The sequence below is a fragment of the Paenibacillus sp. 1001270B_150601_E10 genome, from assembly GCF_015558675.1.
GTDB lineage: Bacteria > Bacillota > Bacilli > Paenibacillales > Paenibacillaceae > Paenibacillus_B.
In genome coordinates this window covers 19,118-36,458 of record NZ_JADMOL010000015.1, presented here as the reverse complement: position 1 = coordinate 36,458, position 17,341 = coordinate 19,118, and the positions used below count along the sequence as shown (strand labels likewise).

Annotated in this window: 13 protein-coding genes and 1 pseudogene; all 14 read right to left on the bottom strand. The window is 48.2% G+C overall.

Features of this window, described 5'->3' with window-relative positions; translation table 11 throughout:
- Nucleotides 1-1,190: pseudogene (gene cobA / locus I2H74_RS21720) on the bottom strand (uroporphyrinogen-III C-methyltransferase); the annotation flags it as partial.
- A 4-nt stretch (nucleotides 1,191-1,194) separates the two neighbouring features.
- Nucleotides 1,195-2,127, bottom strand: a complete 933-nt coding sequence (gene hemC, locus I2H74_RS21715) for a hydroxymethylbilane synthase (RefSeq protein ID WP_195576345.1) — start codon at nucleotides 2,125-2,127, stop codon at nucleotides 1,195-1,197.
- 32 nt (nucleotides 2,128-2,159) lie between these two features.
- Nucleotides 2,160-2,804, bottom strand: coding sequence for a precorrin-2 dehydrogenase/sirohydrochlorin ferrochelatase family protein (locus I2H74_RS21710; RefSeq protein WP_195576344.1), 645 nt, complete (start codon nucleotides 2,802-2,804; stop codon nucleotides 2,160-2,162).
- A gap of 4 nt (nucleotides 2,805-2,808) precedes the next feature.
- Nucleotides 2,809-3,630, bottom strand: a complete 822-nt coding sequence (ccsA, locus tag I2H74_RS21705) for a cytochrome c biogenesis protein CcsA (RefSeq protein ID WP_195576343.1) — start codon at nucleotides 3,628-3,630, stop codon at nucleotides 2,809-2,811.
- A gap of 30 nt (nucleotides 3,631-3,660) precedes the next feature.
- Nucleotides 3,661-5,040 (bottom strand): glutamyl-tRNA reductase, encoded by a 1,380-nt coding sequence (gene hemA / locus I2H74_RS21700; protein WP_195576342.1) that lies wholly within the window; start codon nucleotides 5,038-5,040, stop codon nucleotides 3,661-3,663.
- 318 nt (nucleotides 5,041-5,358) lie between these two features.
- The gene (gene speD / locus I2H74_RS21695; protein WP_195576341.1) at nucleotides 5,359-5,757 is read right to left on the bottom strand and encodes an adenosylmethionine decarboxylase; all 399 of its coding nucleotides are present in this window, start codon (nucleotides 5,755-5,757) and stop codon (nucleotides 5,359-5,361) included.
- 426 nt (nucleotides 5,758-6,183) lie between these two features.
- Complete coding sequence (locus I2H74_RS21690; protein ID WP_195576340.1) at nucleotides 6,184-6,780, bottom strand: non-ribosomal peptide synthetase module; 597 nt, start codon at nucleotides 6,778-6,780, stop codon at nucleotides 6,184-6,186.
- 428 nt (nucleotides 6,781-7,208) lie between these two features.
- On the bottom strand, nucleotides 7,209-7,865 hold the full coding sequence (gene yihA / locus I2H74_RS21685) for a ribosome biogenesis GTP-binding protein YihA/YsxC (RefSeq protein ID WP_195576339.1): 657 nt from the start codon (nucleotides 7,863-7,865) through the stop codon (nucleotides 7,209-7,211).
- 76 nt (nucleotides 7,866-7,941) lie between these two features.
- The gene (gene lon / locus I2H74_RS21680; protein WP_195576338.1) at nucleotides 7,942-10,272 is read right to left on the bottom strand and encodes an endopeptidase La; all 2,331 of its coding nucleotides are present in this window, start codon (nucleotides 10,270-10,272) and stop codon (nucleotides 7,942-7,944) included.
- 147 nt (nucleotides 10,273-10,419) lie between these two features.
- Nucleotides 10,420-12,138 (bottom strand): ATP-dependent protease LonB, encoded by a 1,719-nt coding sequence (lonB, locus tag I2H74_RS21675; protein WP_195576337.1) that lies wholly within the window; start codon nucleotides 12,136-12,138, stop codon nucleotides 10,420-10,422.
- A 198-nt stretch (nucleotides 12,139-12,336) separates the two neighbouring features.
- On the bottom strand, nucleotides 12,337-13,758 hold the full coding sequence (locus I2H74_RS21670; RefSeq protein WP_195576336.1) for an alanine/glycine:cation symporter family protein: 1,422 nt from the start codon (nucleotides 13,756-13,758) through the stop codon (nucleotides 12,337-12,339).
- A 573-nt stretch (nucleotides 13,759-14,331) separates the two neighbouring features.
- On the bottom strand, nucleotides 14,332-15,444 hold the full coding sequence (gene ispG, locus I2H74_RS21665; protein ID WP_195576335.1) for a flavodoxin-dependent (E)-4-hydroxy-3-methylbut-2-enyl-diphosphate synthase: 1,113 nt from the start codon (nucleotides 15,442-15,444) through the stop codon (nucleotides 14,332-14,334).
- A 40-nt stretch (nucleotides 15,445-15,484) separates the two neighbouring features.
- Nucleotides 15,485-16,729, bottom strand: coding sequence for an ATP-dependent protease ATP-binding subunit ClpX (gene clpX, locus I2H74_RS21660; protein ID WP_195576334.1), 1,245 nt, complete (start codon nucleotides 16,727-16,729; stop codon nucleotides 15,485-15,487).
- Nucleotides 16,730-16,741: 12 nt separating this feature from the next.
- The gene (clpP, locus tag I2H74_RS21655) at nucleotides 16,742-17,338 is read right to left on the bottom strand and encodes an ATP-dependent Clp endopeptidase proteolytic subunit ClpP (protein ID WP_195576333.1); all 597 of its coding nucleotides are present in this window, start codon (nucleotides 17,336-17,338) and stop codon (nucleotides 16,742-16,744) included.
- Nucleotides 17,339-17,341 lie beyond the last annotated feature (3 nt).

Genomic DNA, 17,341 nt, shown 5'->3' with positions numbered 1-17,341 from the left:
GCGGTTGCAATCAGCACGTGCTCCCCTGGCTGCACTTTACCCTGCAGCAGCTCGAATACGCCTTCCTGGCTGAACTGCTGTGCCATATCATCCGCAATGAGACCGTAAGACTCAAGCACTTCTCCGGTCTTCGGGCCTACTGCTACAATTCGTACATGAGCAAGGCTGCGAATATCCAAACGGCACTGCTTGAGATGAGCCATAAATGCGTGCACACCGTTGGCACTCGTTAGAATGAGCCAATCGAGCTCCGATACATGCGATAAGGTATCGCGAATAGCGGCAATCCTGTCTGGATCATCCGGCAAGCGAGTCTCAATGACTGGATATTCGTAAGGCTCGCCGCCAAGCGCCTCGATCGCTCGAATGAAGGAGGCAGACTGTGCCTTCGCACGCGTAACCAGCACTCGCTGGCCGAATAAGGGTCTGCTCTCTGCCCATTGCATGAGCTCCCGTTCCAGCACGACTTCGCCTATGACAATAACAGCGGGAGAACGGAATTGTACGCGTTCTACCTCGTCCGCAATCGTAGCCAGCGTTCCGACAAGCGTCTGCTGCTCCGAACGCGTTCCATAGCGTACAAGCGCAACCGGCGTTTCCCCTGAACGGCCTCGGCGCATTAACTGCTCCGTAATGGCGCGAATATGCCCTACCCCCATAAGAAACAATAGGGTTCCCGACACTCTCGCAAGCTCATCCCAATCCACGCGTTCCTCAAAGCGCTCAGGCGTCTCATGGCCTGTGATGACACTAAAAGAAGAGGCACGGTTACGATGCGTGACTGGAATTCCTGCATACGCGGGAACGGCCACTGCAGACGTCACGCCTGGCACAATTTCATACGGAATGCCATGCTGCTTAAGAACAGCTGCTTCTTCCCCTACACGTCCAAATACGCAAGGATCTCCACCTTTAAGCCGCACAACCTGCTTGCCGGTCTTGGCTAAATCCACGAGCAGTTGATTAATCTGCTCTTGCTTCATCGCATGATGGTCTGGTCTTTTGCCAACATAGATCTTCATTGCCTCTGGTCTCGCCATTTGAATCAAGCGCGGACCGGCAAGCCGATCATACACAACGACTTCGGCTTCTTCCAAACATCTCATGCCCTTAACCGTAATCAACCCAGCATCCCCAGGTCCTGCTCCAACTAAATAGACAATCCCTGCCGTACTCGAACGTTCTCCCATGAACCTAACCTCGCAATCGCTCCAATATCTGTTCTGCTCCTGCTTCGAGCAGCTTCTCTGCTACTGCATTGCCTAATTGCTCCGGGTCATCTCCATCCAGCGATGCGATGAGAATCGGATCTCCTTCTGGTGAACCGACCAATCCCGTCATTTGCAATTTTTTCGATTCTTCGTGGTGCGTCGCATAAGCGCCAATCGGAATCTGACAGCCGCCGTTCAATTTGCCTAGGAACGCACGCTCTGCACGAACGTGTAAAGCGGTCTCTTCATCATGATACCACGAGAACAGCTCCATCAGTTCTTTATCTTCCGCTCGGCATTCAATGGCGAGCGCCCCTTGTCCTACCGCTGGAATGCATACATCCGTCGGAAGGTAGCAGGTAATGCGGTTCTCCCAGCTCATGCGGTGAAGGCCGGCAGCAGCAAGCACAATGGCATCAAAGCCTTCCGTTTCTAGCTTTTTAATGCGAGTATCGATATTACCCCTCACCGGTTCAATGACTAAATCAGGACGGTATGCCTGCAGCTGTGCTGCGCGACGCAAACTGCTTGTCCCGACCTTTGCTCCCTGCGGCAAATCATCAATGGAGCTTCCCTGCTTCATAATCAGCACGTCACGAGGGTCTACACGCTTTGGGATCGCTCCAATGGTCAATCCCTCTGGAAGCTCCCATGGCATGTCCTTCATGCTGTGTACAGCCATATCGATTGTCTGATCAAGCAGCGCCTGCTCAATCTCCTTTACAAACAATCCCTTGCCGCCAACCTTGGAAAGAGTGACATCTAAGATTCTATCGCCTTTTGTGACAATCTTATGAACCTCAAATGTAAAAGGAAGTTGATGTTCTTCGCATATTCGCTTCAACTCGTCAATCACTTGGCCTGTTTGCGTTAATGCGAGCGCACTTTGTCTCGTCCCCACCTTAATGACTCTCATACGCGTTCCCCCTCGCTGGACTGCATCCAGCTTCATCGTTGTTGTTCATACCATTCATCCCACACCGGGAAGGACTCCCGCTCCTCCCATGCTTTCCAACAGGCATCGCCATATTCACGAAGCAGCCTCTGGCGAGTCCTTGTCTCTTGAATGTGCTGCTGCGCATGCTGCCTTGCCTGAAGCAGATGATCGGCAAGTCCTTCCAATCGATCATCAATGATGTCATCGACTCGCTCAACAATGTGTCGAGTAAGCGTTGGGCTTGCTCCTGCGGTGGATACATTGATCTGCACATGCCCATACCGCAGCACGGCAGGGTTCGTAAAGTCAGACGCTTCTCTTGAATGCGCCACATTCACAAAAATCCCCGCCGCCTTCGCGTCAGCGGCAACTTGATGATTCACGAGAGGATCATCTGTTGCTGCAAATACCAAGCTTGCTCCTTCCAGATCCTCTTGGCCGTATGGTTTAATTCGGACATGGATACTTCCTCCCTGAATCCATTCATGAAGTGAAGCAGATATAACCGGACTTACTACAATAACTATTGCTCCGCATTCCAGCAGTTGTCTGATCTTCCGGACAGCAACCTGTCCTCCGCCAACGACCACAACACGCTTATGTGCCAGGTTAATCATTAACGCATACTGGGGGAGGCTTGCAGCTCGTTCATCCATGTACTTACACTCCCATCCAGCGGTGGAATGTGGATATACTGTTCAAACCATAATTCAAGAGCATGATCGCATAGCAGACCAAGTTGAAGTAAGCAAGCTGCATGCCTGGAAATGCTCTTCGCCACAACAGATGGCTGCCGTACATTACGATGACAAGTACGGTGAACCATACTTTAAAATCCAACAAAAGCTCGGAGCGATTACCGAGCCACACTGCAGAAATAGCAACAGACAACGACAGCAAAAATAATGGTATGCCAATCGTGCTTGCAATATAGGAAGCTCGCTCAATCCGATCTAGGCTTGGAAGCCGCCTAACGGCATCCGACCATTTCCGCTTCTTCAACCGATAATGCAAAAACAAATACATGCCAGCATACACCGCGCTTAGGGTAAAAGCAGCAAACCCGCAGGCCGCTAAGCCGACATGAAAGACGAGCAGGTTCCGAAGCATCTCCCACTCGCCCATGGAGCTTGGCGCTGTGGGGTCATTCAGCATATTAATCAATAGCAATACAAATCCGATTAAATTAACAATAAAGACGATAAACTCAATTTGGAAGAAACGGTTGATGACTAAGGATACCGTGATCAACAGCCATGCAAACATAAACATAAATTCAAAGCTGCTGAACATCTCGCCGCTTTGATGACGAATAATGCGAGTAATGAGAAAAATCGTCTCACTTACCCATACTAAAACAAGAAGCCCTGTACCAATCCGCTTCGCTCTCCGATTTACATCCATCACATCAGAGAAATAAAACAGAAGGCTCAGGGCATAAGTGTAAATGATCGCATCATAGATCCAGCTGCTCGTTACCATATGAGCCTGTCGCCCCCTGTATAATAACACTTACCATGTAACAGCCGCCCAATTTAGCGAGGGCTTCTCCTGTTCGGGGTGTGATGCTCTCTCTTCTTTTTTTCGAGAGAGAGTCGCTGGAGCAGAGTCAAGCTTCCCCTTCTCTTCCTCTTCTAGAGCAAATAGCTCGGCAAAATAGTGCATAGCATCTGCGCCATTTTTACCCGCAGCAAGCTCTTTAATCTGCAAGATTGGATCGTGCATCATCTGATTCAGCATGCTCTTTGTGAGCTGACGAATGACTTTCGCTTCCCGATCGCTTAAGTCCGGCAGCTTCTTGAACATGCTATCCAGCGTATTCTCATGAATACGATTCGCCTTCGACTGCAAGGAACGAATCAGAGGATGTACACCCAGCATTTGGAGCCAATGGCGATACTCGACAAGCTCTTCATCAATCATGTCTTCAATCTTAAGAGCGGCTTTGTCGCGTACTTCAAGATTGCTTTGCACGATCCCTTCAAGGTCGTCAATATCATACAAGAAGACGTTCGATACTTCCCCAATCCCTGGATCCAAATCTCTTGGTACTGCGATATCAATGAGAAACAACGGCCGTGTCCGACGCTGCTTCATCATTCGCTCAACATCGGATGCACGAAGCACGTATGTCGGAGATCCTGTAGAGCTGATTACGATATCCGCTTCAGGCAGCAACGACTTCACATTATCAAGCGTACAAGCTCTCCCTTGATACTGCTTTGCTAGCTCTTCCGCGCGATGCAGCGTGCGATTCGCCACCATCACTTCGGCAGCACCCTGACTATACAGGTGCTTAACCGTTAATTCACTCATCTTGCCAGCCCCAAGGATTAGCACCTTCTTGCCGGCAAACGAACCAAATATCCGCTTTCCAAGCTCAATGGCTGCATAGCTTACCGATACCGCATTATCATTGATATTCGTCTCGACGTGCGCACGCTTCGCAAAGGTAATGGCTTGCTTGAACACATGATTGAAGCAAGTCCCTGTTGCCCCTTGCTCCTGTGCATGGAGAAAGGCTTGGCGAATCTGTCCAAGAATCTGTGTCTCGCCAACAACCATAGAATCAAGCCCTGCTGTCACGCGGAACAAGTGCTCAATCGCGCGCTCGGATTCATGAATATATAAGTAAGGAGTGAAGACACGTCTTTCAACACCGTACCACTGCTCCATAAAATGTCTGATATCATGACCGCACATATGCATGCGATCCACGACAACATACCACTCTGTACGATTGCAGGTGGAAACGATCACGCATTCAGATACGCTTTCTACTTGTAGGAGCTGCTGAAGAGCATCGGTCAACTGATGTTCAGATAGGGCAAATCTTTCCCGAATCTCTACAGGTGCCGTGCGGTAATTCATGCCGACGACAACTACATGCATAGATGCTCACCTGCTTTAATCATAGTAATTAGAATATTGCTGTGATAATAATCATTCTCATTATAGCACAGTTCGACAATTTAGAGTTCTGCATTTATGACTAAACCATGAAAAAGATTCCAATTCGTATTATATCATTCTACTGCAGACTGTATACATGGTAATTCTTTTCGACACCGATTCGTCAAAGCTATGATGGTCAAAATAAAACAGACTCGCCACATGGACGAGTCTGCTTTATACGACGTGCATTTGTATCCTAACAGTCACAGCACCGGCGCCTTCTCAAAGGCACGCTAATTTCGAACAAGGTAAAGCTTAAACTAGCTCTGCTGCTTTGATCTCAGGCGTTATAACTTCCATCTCGCCGATACCGCGAACCAACTTCTTCGCATAAGTCTTCTCTGGTTTCAAGACGGACACCAGGTAATCAATCGCTGCTTGAGGATCTACAGTGTCACCACATGTGTAACAGTCAATTGCTGCAAATCCACGTTCAGGATAAGTGTGAATGGAAAGATGACTTTCCGACAATAAGACGAGCACAGTTGCTCCTTGCGGCTCAAATTGCTGAGCTTGAACCGATAGTACAGTAGCACCGCAAACCTCTGCAGCTTCTACGAGTTGGGTTTGGAGATATTCAGCATCGTTAAGCATGTCAAAATTAACTCCCCAAGCATCAACTGCAACGTGTCTTCCGAAAGTAGAGTACTCCATCTTCCGGTTCCCCCTTCCTAGGAATAAAATGTTTGAAAAAAATTTCATCCGCTAGGACCTACGTCATTCACTTCCCGAGGGAATAATCTCTCGCAACATACAATGTCCTGAGTGAATCCTGGTTCCTAATATTGTGTTCAACGAGAATAAAAATAACATCTTATGCGTTCGATTGCAACTCTTTTTTTTCGAGACATGCATAGAGTGCCTGCCGAACGTTCTGAATCACACATTAAAATATGGTTCGGGAGCCTGTTCGGTTCTTTATCTTTTTTGTAAAATGTTTTTATAATCGTTCGTTATTTTCCCAAATATGCGTTTCATATCCGGAACAAATACGGAAAAAGGTCACCATTTCGTCTAAAGATGCCCAACAAATGAAAAGAAGGCCACACGCCGGCAGCCTTCTCCTATCCCTTAATGGGATCAATATGCCTCTAGTACAAACAATTGATGAACAAGCTGGTTTAATTGCTCATCAATAGCTTGAACCGAATCCTTATCACTTGCCAGATTGCGAGCATCCAGCCATTTGTTGATCTGGCGCTTTAGCTCTGCAATCTTACGTTCAACGTTGTCTTGATGAAATAATTGCGCAAGTTCCTTCACCTTGTTCTGATCCTTGCGCTCGTATATAAGGCGGTTCTCTCCGCCCTGATGCTGCACAATACGCTGCACGGTGCCTTCTACATAGTAATAAGTCATGGTGAAACCAGCAAAGATACGATTCACCACAGCTTCTCCACGGAAGGTTGCGACCAGCTTCTGCATCACTTGCGTGAGCTTCGGCCGTTCCAAGCGACAAGACGTTACACAGACATACCGATTGCCTTGCTTCTCAAACAGAAAGGTAACCTCATCCCCTTGACCGTCTTCAAGCACTACCTCCTGACTGCCATTCTCCAGCACCTTAACATGCCATACGATGGATTGACCCAGGAACGACTGCAATAAGTGGGGCAACTGAGATTCTGTCAACTGCATACGGGCTTTCACATATTCTGTGGCTAATCGTCTAGCCATAAGTATCTCCTCAATTCTTAACCGTTTCCTACCTATATGTTATTATACTACACGACTGCTCAGAATTCCTGTTATGTAGCCCCCAAGAAAAGTTGAATTTATGTGCAAAAATCGTTATGAACGGCAATTCAGCCGAAACAACCACCAGAATGCTTATGATTTTTTACAATCATTCGCGTATTTACATGCACCGATGCGAAATTATTCATCCTGCTTGTCCATCACGACGCTCCTTATTGCTCGTCTATTTTAAGAGATAACTTGTCCCTTATATCTCGTGAAAAAAGGCTTCTGTATATCCATTTTTTGAATAAACATGTATATTCACTCGCAGCCACTCCGCTCCAAAAATAAAAAAGAGCAGGTTCACCCCGCTCTTTATCCAATGAATTCGCATATGTTCATTGGTACGACCAATTTATTCAACATTACTCTGTTGCTTCGTCTTGCCCTGCTTGCAGTTCCTGAGCAGCAAGCTCACTGTCGGCATCACCCTCAAGCGGCTTTACGTGTTGATTGATGAATTCCCACAGCTCATCACGCCCTGCTCCTGTCTCAGAAGAGAACATGATGAGGGGAGCTCCGGATGGGAGTCCCAGCGTCGTACGAACCTCTTTCAGATGCTTCTGCCACTTGCTTCGAGGAATCTTGTCCGCCTTTGTTGCCACGATACAAATTGGAATCTCATAATGAGTAAGCCACTCATACATGGCTATATCATCCTTCGTTGGAGGATGACGAAGATCGATCACTTGAATAACGAGTTGCAGCGGCTCGCGCTCTTGTAGATAAGCCTCGATCATTCTCCCCCAAGCTTGACGCTGCGTCTTTGACACCTTCGCAAAGCCATATCCCGGAACGTCCACAAAGTACATTTGATCATTAATACGATAATAGTTCAGGTGCTGCGTCTTACCTGGTTGCGAGCTGGTACGAGCCAGGTTGCGCCGCTGAATAAGCTTATTAATAAGAGAGGACTTTCCCACATTCGAGCGCCCCGCCAGAGCAATTTCCGGCAGTCCGTCCTCAGGATATTGCGCGGGTCCTACCGCGCTGATGATAAATTCCGCATTCGTAATTTTCACTGCATCTCCACCTTCCAAACCACACATAGGGAAGCGGGCACTGGTTCAGAGCGCCCGCTGTTGGTACGGTCTATATTTATGATTCCGACGGCACTAGGGCATGCTCTAGCACTTCATCCAGGTGCTTCACCGGAACAAATGTCATGTCTTCTCGGATGATCTCCGGTATTTCTTCAAGATCTCTGATGTTGTCATGCGGAAAAATCACCTTGCGAATACCTGCTCGGTGAGCTGCAAGCGACTTTTCCTTCAAACCGCCAATTGGCAGCACGCGACCGCGAAGTGTAATCTCGCCTGTCATAGCAACATCCTTGGACACGTAGTGCTTCGTCAATGCCGAGACAAGCGCGGTTGCCATCGAGATACCGGCTGAAGGCCCGTCCTTCGGTATAGCCCCCTCCGGAACGTGAATATGAATATCCAGCTTCTCGTGGAAACTCTCATCCAAGCCAAGCTCGCTCGCCTTGGAACGAACATAGCTGAACGCTGCCTGCGCAGACTCCTTCATAACGTCCCCAAGCTTTCCAGTAAGCAGAAGCTTCCCGGAGCCAGGAACAATCGCGACCTCAATCGTAAGCGTATCGCCTCCTACTTCCGTCCAAGCGAGTCCCGTTACCATGCCGATCTGATGATTCTCCTCGGATTGCCCATAGCGGAAGCGAGGCATTCCTAGATAGTCCTCTAGCTCGTCAGGCTGAATGACCACCTGTTCAAGCTTCTCCGATACGATGCGCTTGGCCGCCTTCCGGCATACGGCTGCAAGCTGCTGCTCCAATTGACGTACGCCTGCCTCACGCGTATACAGGCGGATGGTCTTCTGAATCACTTCATTCGATAGAATCAACTGCTCCTCGTCAAGGCCGTGGGCTTTCTTCTGCTTGCCGAGCAGATGTCTAAGAGCAATCTCCAGCTTTTCAAGCTCCGTGTAGCCAGATAGCGAAATCAATTCCATCCGATCAAGCAGCGGTCTAGGAATATTATGTACGGTATTTGCTGTCGTCACAAACATAACATGCGATAAATCCACCGGCACTTCCATAAAGTGGTCGCTAAACGTATGATTTTGCTCTGGATCCAGCACCTCGAGCAGTGCAGATGCAGGATCTCCTCTAAAGTCATTCGCCATCTTGTCGATTTCGTCCAGCAGCATTACTGGATTCATCGTTTCCGCCGTTTTCAAGGATTGTACGATTCGTCCAGGCATTGCACCTACGTAGGTTCTACGATGGCCGCGTATCTCCGCCTCATCTCGAACACCGCCGAGGGAAATACGGACAAATTGGCGTTCTAGCGACTTCGCGATTGATCTTGCGAGCGAGGTCTTTCCTACCCCTGGAGGCCCCACCAGACATAGAATTGGGCCCTTCATCTGCTTAACCAGCTGCTGCACAGCCAAGTATTCAAGCACCCGCTCCTTCGGCTTCTCCAGTCCATAATGATCGGCTTCAAGAATCTCCTCTGCACGGTCCAGATCCAATACATCCTCAGACTGCTTGGACCAAGGAACCGCTAAAAGCCAATCGATGTAATTGCGAACGACTGAGCCCTCCGCAGAGGTAGCTGGCATCTTCTCCAGGCGGTCGATTTCCTTCTTCGCCTTCTCCGCAACCTTTTCCGGCGCATCGATCTCGCTTAGCTTCTGTCTTAGCTCCTCAACCTCTCCAGCTCGTCCTTCCTTATCGCCGAGTTCTTTTTGGATCGCCTTCATCTGCTCACGCAAATAGTATTCTTTTTGTGTCTTTTCAATCTGCTTTTTCACCTGAGAGTTAATCTTCTTCTCCATATCAAGCACTTCGCTCTCATTGTTCAGAAGTTGAAGAAGCTCTGTTAGTCGCTCTTTAATATCCACCGTCTCAAGCAAATGCTGCTTATCCTTAATCTTGAGCGGCAAATGGCTAGCCATCACATCCGCAAAGCGCCCAGGCTCTTCAATATCCGATACCGTCGCGAAGGTCTCTTGTGTTACTTTTTTGGATAAATTCACATAGCTTTCAAACTGGGCGAGCAGCGTCCTCATCAAAGCTTCGATCTCAGGCGTAACGTCTGTCTGATCCTTGATAAGCAATGCCTTCACTTCATAATATTCCTCGTTTGGAACATACTCAGCTATCTCTGCACGCGACACGCCCTCGACGAGCACTCGAATCGTACTGTTCGGAAGCCTTAACATTTGGCGAATTTTCACCAATGTACCGATTCGATAAATATCCTCATGAGAAGGCTCCTCGATGCTATTTTCTTTTTGAGAGCACAGCAGCATCTCTTGATCTTCCAGCATCGCCTGTTCAAGCGCCTTCACCGATTTTTCGCGACCGACGTCCAGATGAAGCACCATGCTTGGATACACAAGCAATCCTCTTAGCGGCAATAGAGGAAGCTTCCGTTCCTTTGCCAGTTTAAGCCCCATCTTCATGGCACCCCCAACGATATGTTCATATAACAAAACCTTTATCCCTCATGCGGTCACACCATGATCCATCAAGAAGGAATAAAGGTTTGCTGTTGTCTTTATCAAGTTTAACAAATTGTGTTTCAAAACACCAATTTTGGTGCGCTATTCCGCATGCTTGGCATCTGTGCCTTCTGCATGCAGGAACGGTACCGAGGTTCCTGCTGCCCGCTCGAACGGCTTCGGCAGCTTAATGGCGTCTTCGCCCACTTGACCTGCAAACGTATGGCGCAGCACTTCCTCTATGCTCTCGACAGGAATAACCTGAAGCCCTCCGCTTATCGTAGCGAAGATTTCCTGCCAGTTATCCTTCGGGATGAGCACGCGCGTTGCGCCTGCTTGGAACGCTGCCTCCACCTTGGCAAGCACCCCGCCGACAGGCTTCACCTTCCCGTGAATGCCAATCTCACCTGTCATGGCAAGGCGATTATCGACTGGCCACTGCTTGATCGCTGATGCAATCGCCACAGCCATGGCAATCCCGGCAGATGGGCCATCCACTGGCGATCCGCCCGGGAAGTTGATATGAATATCGTGGTTCATCGTCTCGAAGCTGCAGCTTCGCAGCACCGTCAGCACATTTTCGATTGAACCCTTCGCCATGCTCTTCCGACGAAGCGTACGGCTGCCTCCGCCGAGCTCTTCTTCATCGACGACGCCTGTAATATTGAACTTTCCATGACCATTCTTCACTTTAATGGCAGAGACTTCAATCTCAAGCAAAGATCCCATATTCGGTCCATATACCGCCAAGCCATTTACAATGCCGATTTGAGGCTCGGCAGCAACTTTCCGATCTGGTCGCGGAGAGATCTGGCTGCTGTTCACAACCCACTCCACATCAGCTGCCTCAATCGTGGATCGGCCTTCGGATAAAGCCAAGCCAACGGCGAGCTGCACCACGTTGACCGCCTCGCGTCCATTCGTGGCATATTTTTTCAGCACTTGAACCGCTTCCGGCGCTGGAGGGAATCCAATCTTCTGAATGGCCTGTTCCGCAATGCTCTCAATCTCATCTGGCAAGAGAGGACGGAAGAAGATCTCCATGCATCGTGAGCGTAGCGCAGGCGCAATATCCTGCGGCGAACGAGTCGTGGCACCAACGAGTCGAAAGTCCGCTGGCAGTCCATTTTGAAAGATATCATGGATGTAATTCGGGATATGCGTATCTTCAGAATGATAGTAGGCACTTTCCAAATAGACTTTGCGATCCTCCAGCACCTTCAGCAGCTTGTTCATTTGTATCGGATGCAGTTCACCAATCTCGTCGATAAAAAGCATCCCCCCGTGAGCCTTTGTAACCGCCCCTGGCTTCGGCTGCGGAATGCCAGCAACCCCCATGGCACCTGCCCCTTGGTAAATGGGATCATGAACCGATCCAATAAGCGGATCCGCAATCCCGCGCTCATCAAATCTAGCCGTGGTCGCATCAATCTCAATAAACTTGGACTCATGGGTGAATGGCGACAGCGGATTCTTCTTCGCTTCTTCCAGCACAACCCTAGCTGCCGCAGTTTTGCCGACGCCAGGAGGTCCATATACGATGACATGCTGCGGATTCGCACTGCAAAGAGCGGCTTTTAGCGCCTTGAGCCCGTCCTTCTGGCCGACAATATCATTCATATGAGAAGGTCTTGTCTTCTCTGCCAGCGGCTTTGTTAGCGAGATAGAGCGCATTTTGCGAAGCTTATCCATCTCCTTGCGAGATTCTCTATCAACAGCGGAGCGGTTCGTCTTCTGGCTGCGCAATAGGTTCCAAAAGTAGATTCCGATCACCACTGCAAAAAACGCATTAATCAACATTAACAACATACTGAGGTCCATGTGTTCATCCTCCCGATCTATCCATCTTTCGCCTTACACGTGCCACAAAAAAAATCCGGTAAAGACTAATACATGGTAGTATTACCCTTTGCCGGATTCCCTATAAGTCAATTTATACAAAAGTTGCTATATTCATTTGATGAAATCATTCGAACAGAATGACCATATGGTCATTGCTGGTATGTGTTGTCGTCTCTATTAAGAGCGTTCTGTTGGACGTTCCCAGCATTCTGCATGCTTAAGCTCTGGAATGAAATCTGCGTAGAACTCTGGTTCTTTGCCTTCTTTACGCTGTCTTTGATAATCCTGAAGCGCCTTAATGGCAAACTTTCCAAGAATCATGATCACGATCAAGTTAATGAACGCCATAAAGCCCATAAACATATCGGCCAAGTCCCAAACGAGCGTAATCTTCGCCACGGATCCAAACAGCACCATACCGACTACGCCTAGACGATAAGCAAGCAGCCAGCCTGGTTTTTTCGTAATGAACTCGATATTGCTTTGTCCATAGTAATAGTTTCCGATCAAAGACGTGAACGCAAACAAGAAGATCGCAAAGCCTACAAAGTAGCTTGCCCAGCCGCCAATTTGGGAAGCAAGCGCATGCTGAGTCATCAAGATTCCATCTGCTTCGCCAGAAGAATGTACGCCTGACAGCAAAATGATGAAGGCTGTTGCACTGCATACAAGCAAAGTGTCGATAAAGACGCCGAAGGACTGAATGAGACCCTGCTTAACAGGATGGCTGACAGTTGCTGTAGCCGCTGCATTCGGCGCACTACCCATACCTGCTTCATTAGAGAAGAGTCCGCGTTTTACACCATTCATGACAGCAGCACCCATGCCGCCCCCAAGCGCTTCCTCAAAACCAAATGCGCTCTTAAAAATCATGCTAAACATAGCAGGAATTTGATCGATATTCATAATCATCACGACTATGGCCATGCCAATATAAACAAGCGCCATAACCGGCACAACATATGTGGATACGACCGCGATGCGATTGACACCGCCAAAGATCGTAAACAGCACAAGCACAGCAAGGATAATTCCCATCACATAAGGTTCAAGGTTGAACATCTCTTGGAACACGACCCCTGCCGTATTCGCATGTACGGAGTTAAAGACGAAACCAAAGCTTACCATAATGAGAATCGCAAAAATAATTCCGAGCCAGCGAGCATTTAACGCCTTTTCCATATAATACGCAGGGCCCCCGCGGAATGACTTCCCATCGCGGACTTTATAGATTTGTGCTAGTGTAGATTCAATAAATGCAGAAGCGGCACCAATAACGGCAATGAGCCACATCCAGAATACCGCGCCTGGGCCACCAACTGAGATCGCGATGGCAACACCGGCCATGTTCCCCGTACCAACGCGAGAAGCCGTACTAATCATCAAGGCTTGAAAAGAAGATACTCCTTTATTTCGTTTATCTTCACGCGCGGATTTTCGTTCATCCTTGCCTCCAAGAATTCGGAACGTTTCTCCTATTGCGGTTAATTGAACGAAGCCTGTACGAATCGAAAAATAAATACCGACCGTTACAAGGATGAAAATCAGCATCAAGTACCATTTCTCATTAAACACACTTATCCATTCTTGTACTTGCATATATCGCACCCTTTCTTGTTGAGCTATCCTGAAGCTTGGGTCATGTCATGTTTCTTGACATACAACAAAATTGATTGTAACTGATAATATTGAAAATAGCAAAAAATTTTCATGAACAGCCTTATTCCGATCCTTAATTCCACTGATAAGAATATTTGATCACCTTGAAACATTTACCTTATTTTCTTGAAAAACCGATAGCATTAGTCGTTTCTCCGTTTATCGAAATCCAATATCTAACTTTATGTACGTATACTTTCCTTGTTTTTAAGGCGTTTCCCTCGCTTTATGCCTTCATCAATAGTGTCTCCCTGATTACGACCTCCATGCAATCAATACTCGTTTAGCGCATGACTATTCGATATCCTCCTTATGTCACAACTATTCATATTTCGAAAACGAACAACTGGATTTAAAGGACTTTCTTATCCCCAACGAAAGTAATGCTTTCATCTCCATTTCGTCTCAATGTGAATGTATACTTTCTTACTTAGAAAAAAGGAGCCACACTCCTCTTGGAATGTGGCTCCTTATCATCGATGTCGCTAGACGGCGATCATCGTTATCGTTTCATTATAGATGCGGCAAATGCTGCTTGCGTCCCGGAATTTCTCCAGTTCGCTCGTACTCTGCTACAATATGGTCAATTTCCTTCTTCAGCTCGTTTACCAATTCCGCTTCAGCCACCTTGCGAACCATTTGCCCGTAGCGGAACAGCATGCCTTCGCCGCGAGCACCGGCAATTCCGATATCCGCTTCACGAGCCTCGCCCGGTCCATTTACCGCACAGCCTAACACTGATACTTTAATCGGTACTTTAACATTGGCGATGTACTCCTCGACCTCATTTGCAATCGAGAACAAATCGATGTCCAAGCGACCGCAGGTTGGACAGGATACGAGCGTTGCCGCATTGGAAATCAAGCCGAAGCTCTTCAGCAGCTCGCGTGCAACCTTGATTTCTTCCACAGGGTCAGCACTCAAGCTGATTCTCACCGTAGAACCGATGCCCATCGATAACAGAGCGCCGAGCCCAGCTGCGCTCTTCACCGTCCCTGAGAACAGTGTGCCTGCTTCCGTAATACCCAAGTGAAGCGGATAAGGGATAACTTCAGCAGCCTTCGAGTAAGCAGCTATCGCCATTGGGACATCTGATGCCTTCAAGGACACGATGATATCGTGGAAGTCGAGCTCTTCAAGAATTCCGATGTGGAACAATGCGCTTTCCACCATCGCCTCAGGTGTTGGGTACCCGTATTTCTCCAAGAGATGATTCTCTAAGGATCCGGCATTCACCCCGATGCGAATCGGAATTCCCTTCTCCTTGCAGGCTTTTACGACAGCTTCCACTTTCTCGCGGCGGCCGATGTTGCCTGGATTGATACGAACTTTATCAATGCCGTTTTCTATAGCTTTAAGCGCAAGACGATAGTCAAAATGAATATCCGCCACAAGCGGAATGTGAATCCGCTTCTTGATCTCCTTGATCGCTTCAGCGGCCTCTTGATTATTGACGGTTACGCGCACGATCTGGCAGCCTGCTTCCTCCAAGCGAAGGATCTCCGCTACCGTCGCTTCAACATCAGCCGTCTTCGTCGTACACATACTCTGAATGATTACCTCATTGTTGCCGCCAATCGTGACATTTCCAACTTGTACAGGTCTAGTTTGATGTCGTAAATACATGTTCATACTCTCCCATGCGGATAACGACGGAAAAGCGCCCTTAGGCGCTTTCCTCTTTCTTCTCCGTCGTCAATTCCGGAATGATTCGTTCATTGACTACCTTCTCTGTTATTACACAGTTCGCTATGTCTTCGCGAGATGGCACCTCATACATCACGTCGAGCATAATGCCTTCAATGATTGCACGCAATCCGCGGGCTCCCGTGTTACGCTTGATTGCTTCACGAGCAATCGCTTCAAGAGCACCTTTCTCGAAGTCAAGCTTCACGTTGTCCATCTCTAATAGCTTCTGGTATTGTTTTGTCAACGCATTCTTCGGTTCACTCAGAATGCGAACGAGCGTCTCTTCGTCGAGGGGCTCGAGGGTAGAGATCACTGGCAAACGTCCTACGAATTCAGGGATCAAGCCGAATTTCAGCAAATCCTCTGGCAAAGTCATAGACAAATATTCACCTGGCTTCAGCTCTTTTTGAACGCTGTCAGAATTGAAGCCGATAACCTTCTTCCCTACACGACGCTTGATCAGCTGTTCCAAGCCGTCAAATGCACCGCCGCAAATGAACAGTACGTTGGTCGTGTCGATCTGAATGAATTCTTGGTGAGGATGCTTGCGGCCTCCTTGAGGCGGTACCGAAGCAACCGTTCCTTCAAGAATTTTAAGCAAAGCTTGCTGTACCCCTTCACCGGATACATCGCGCGTAATCGACGGGTTCTCAGACTTGCGAGCAACTTTATCGATCTCATCGATATAGATAATGCCTCGTTCTGCCTTCTCTACATCGTAATCCGCTGCTTGGATCAGCTTAAGCAGAATATTCTCTACGTCTTCGCCTACATAGCCGGCTTCCGTCAAGGACGTTGCATCGGCGATAGCGAATGGCACGTTAAGAATCTTCGCCATGGTCTGAGCAAGCAAAGTCTTACCGGAACCGGTAGGACCTACAAGCAGGATGTTACTCTTTTGAAGCTCCACATCCTCTGACTTGCTTTGCGAATTAATTCGCTTGTAGTGATTATATACCGCAACCGAGAGCGACTTTTTCGCTTGCTCTTGGCCAATTACGTATTGATCGAGAATCGCACGAATTTCTTTCGGCTTCGGAATGTCTTTAAGATCAACTTCTTCCTCGTGACCGAGCTCCTCTTCAACAATCTCGTTGCAGAGTTCCACACACTCGTCACAAATGTAGACCCCAGGTCCAGCAACAAGCTTGCGAACCTGCTCTTGAGACTTTCCACAGAAGGAGCACTTAAGCTGGCCCTTCTCTTCATTAAATTTGAACATGCGCTTCCCTCCTTACTTCAGCATAACACTGCCGGAATGCAACACCGTATCCACGATGCCATATTCCTTTGCTTCTTCAGCGCTCATGAAGTTGTCACGATCCGTGTCGCGCTCAATCTTCTCAAGCGGCTGCCCTGTGGCATCCACATAGATCTGATTCAGCTTTTCTCTGGTCTTAAGAATCCAGTCTGCATGAATCTTAATGTCCGAAGCTTGGCCTCGAACACCGCCCAAAGGCTGATGAATCATGATTTCGCTGTTAGGAAGCGCTAAGCGCTTGCCTTTCGCTCCAGCTGTCAACAGCAAAGAGCCCATGCTTGCCGCAAGACCTACGCAAATGGTAGAAACATCCGGCTTAATATGATTCATCGTATCCAAGATGGCAAGACCTGCTGTAACGGATCCACCTGGTGAGTTAATATACAGCGAGATGTCCTTATCCGGATCATCTGCCGCTAAAAATAACAGCTGCGCAATAATGCTGTTCGCTACATCATCATCGATGGCGCTGCCAAGAAAAATAATGCGGTCTTTCAGCAACCGGGAATAAATATCGTAAGAGCGTTCTCCGCGATTCGTCTGCTCGATGACCATAGGTACTAAATTCATGGT

Coding starts and splice junctions, on each gene's coding strand:
- ispG (WP_195576335.1), bottom strand. CDS start 15,444: ATGTATTTACGACATCAAACTAGACCTGTACAAGTTGGAAATGTCACG.
- I2H74_RS21710 (WP_195576344.1), bottom strand. CDS start 2,804: ATGGATGAACGAGCTGCAAGCCTCCCCCAGTATGCGTTAATGATTAAC.
- hemC (WP_195576345.1), bottom strand. CDS start 2,127: ATGAGAGTCATTAAGGTGGGGACGAGACAAAGTGCGCTCGCATTAACG.
- lonB (WP_195576337.1), bottom strand. CDS start 12,138: ATGGACCTCAGTATGTTGTTAATGTTGATTAATGCGTTTTTTGCAGTG.
- speD (WP_195576341.1), bottom strand. CDS start 5,757: ATGGAGTACTCTACTTTCGGAAGACACGTTGCAGTTGATGCTTGGGGA.
- clpP (WP_195576333.1), bottom strand. CDS start 17,338: ATGAATTTAGTACCTATGGTCATCGAGCAGACGAATCGCGGAGAACGC.
- clpX (WP_195576334.1), bottom strand. CDS start 16,729: ATGTTCAAATTTAATGAAGAGAAGGGCCAGCTTAAGTGCTCCTTCTGT.
- I2H74_RS21670 (WP_195576336.1), bottom strand. CDS start 13,758: ATGCAAGTACAAGAATGGATAAGTGTGTTTAATGAGAAATGGTACTTG.
- ccsA (WP_195576343.1), bottom strand. CDS start 3,630: ATGGTAACGAGCAGCTGGATCTATGATGCGATCATTTACACTTATGCC.
- hemA (WP_195576342.1), bottom strand. CDS start 5,040: ATGCATGTAGTTGTCGTCGGCATGAATTACCGCACGGCACCTGTAGAG.
- I2H74_RS21690 (WP_195576340.1), bottom strand. CDS start 6,780: ATGGCTAGACGATTAGCCACAGAATATGTGAAAGCCCGTATGCAGTTG.
- lon (WP_195576338.1), bottom strand. CDS start 10,272: ATGGGGCTTAAACTGGCAAAGGAACGGAAGCTTCCTCTATTGCCGCTA.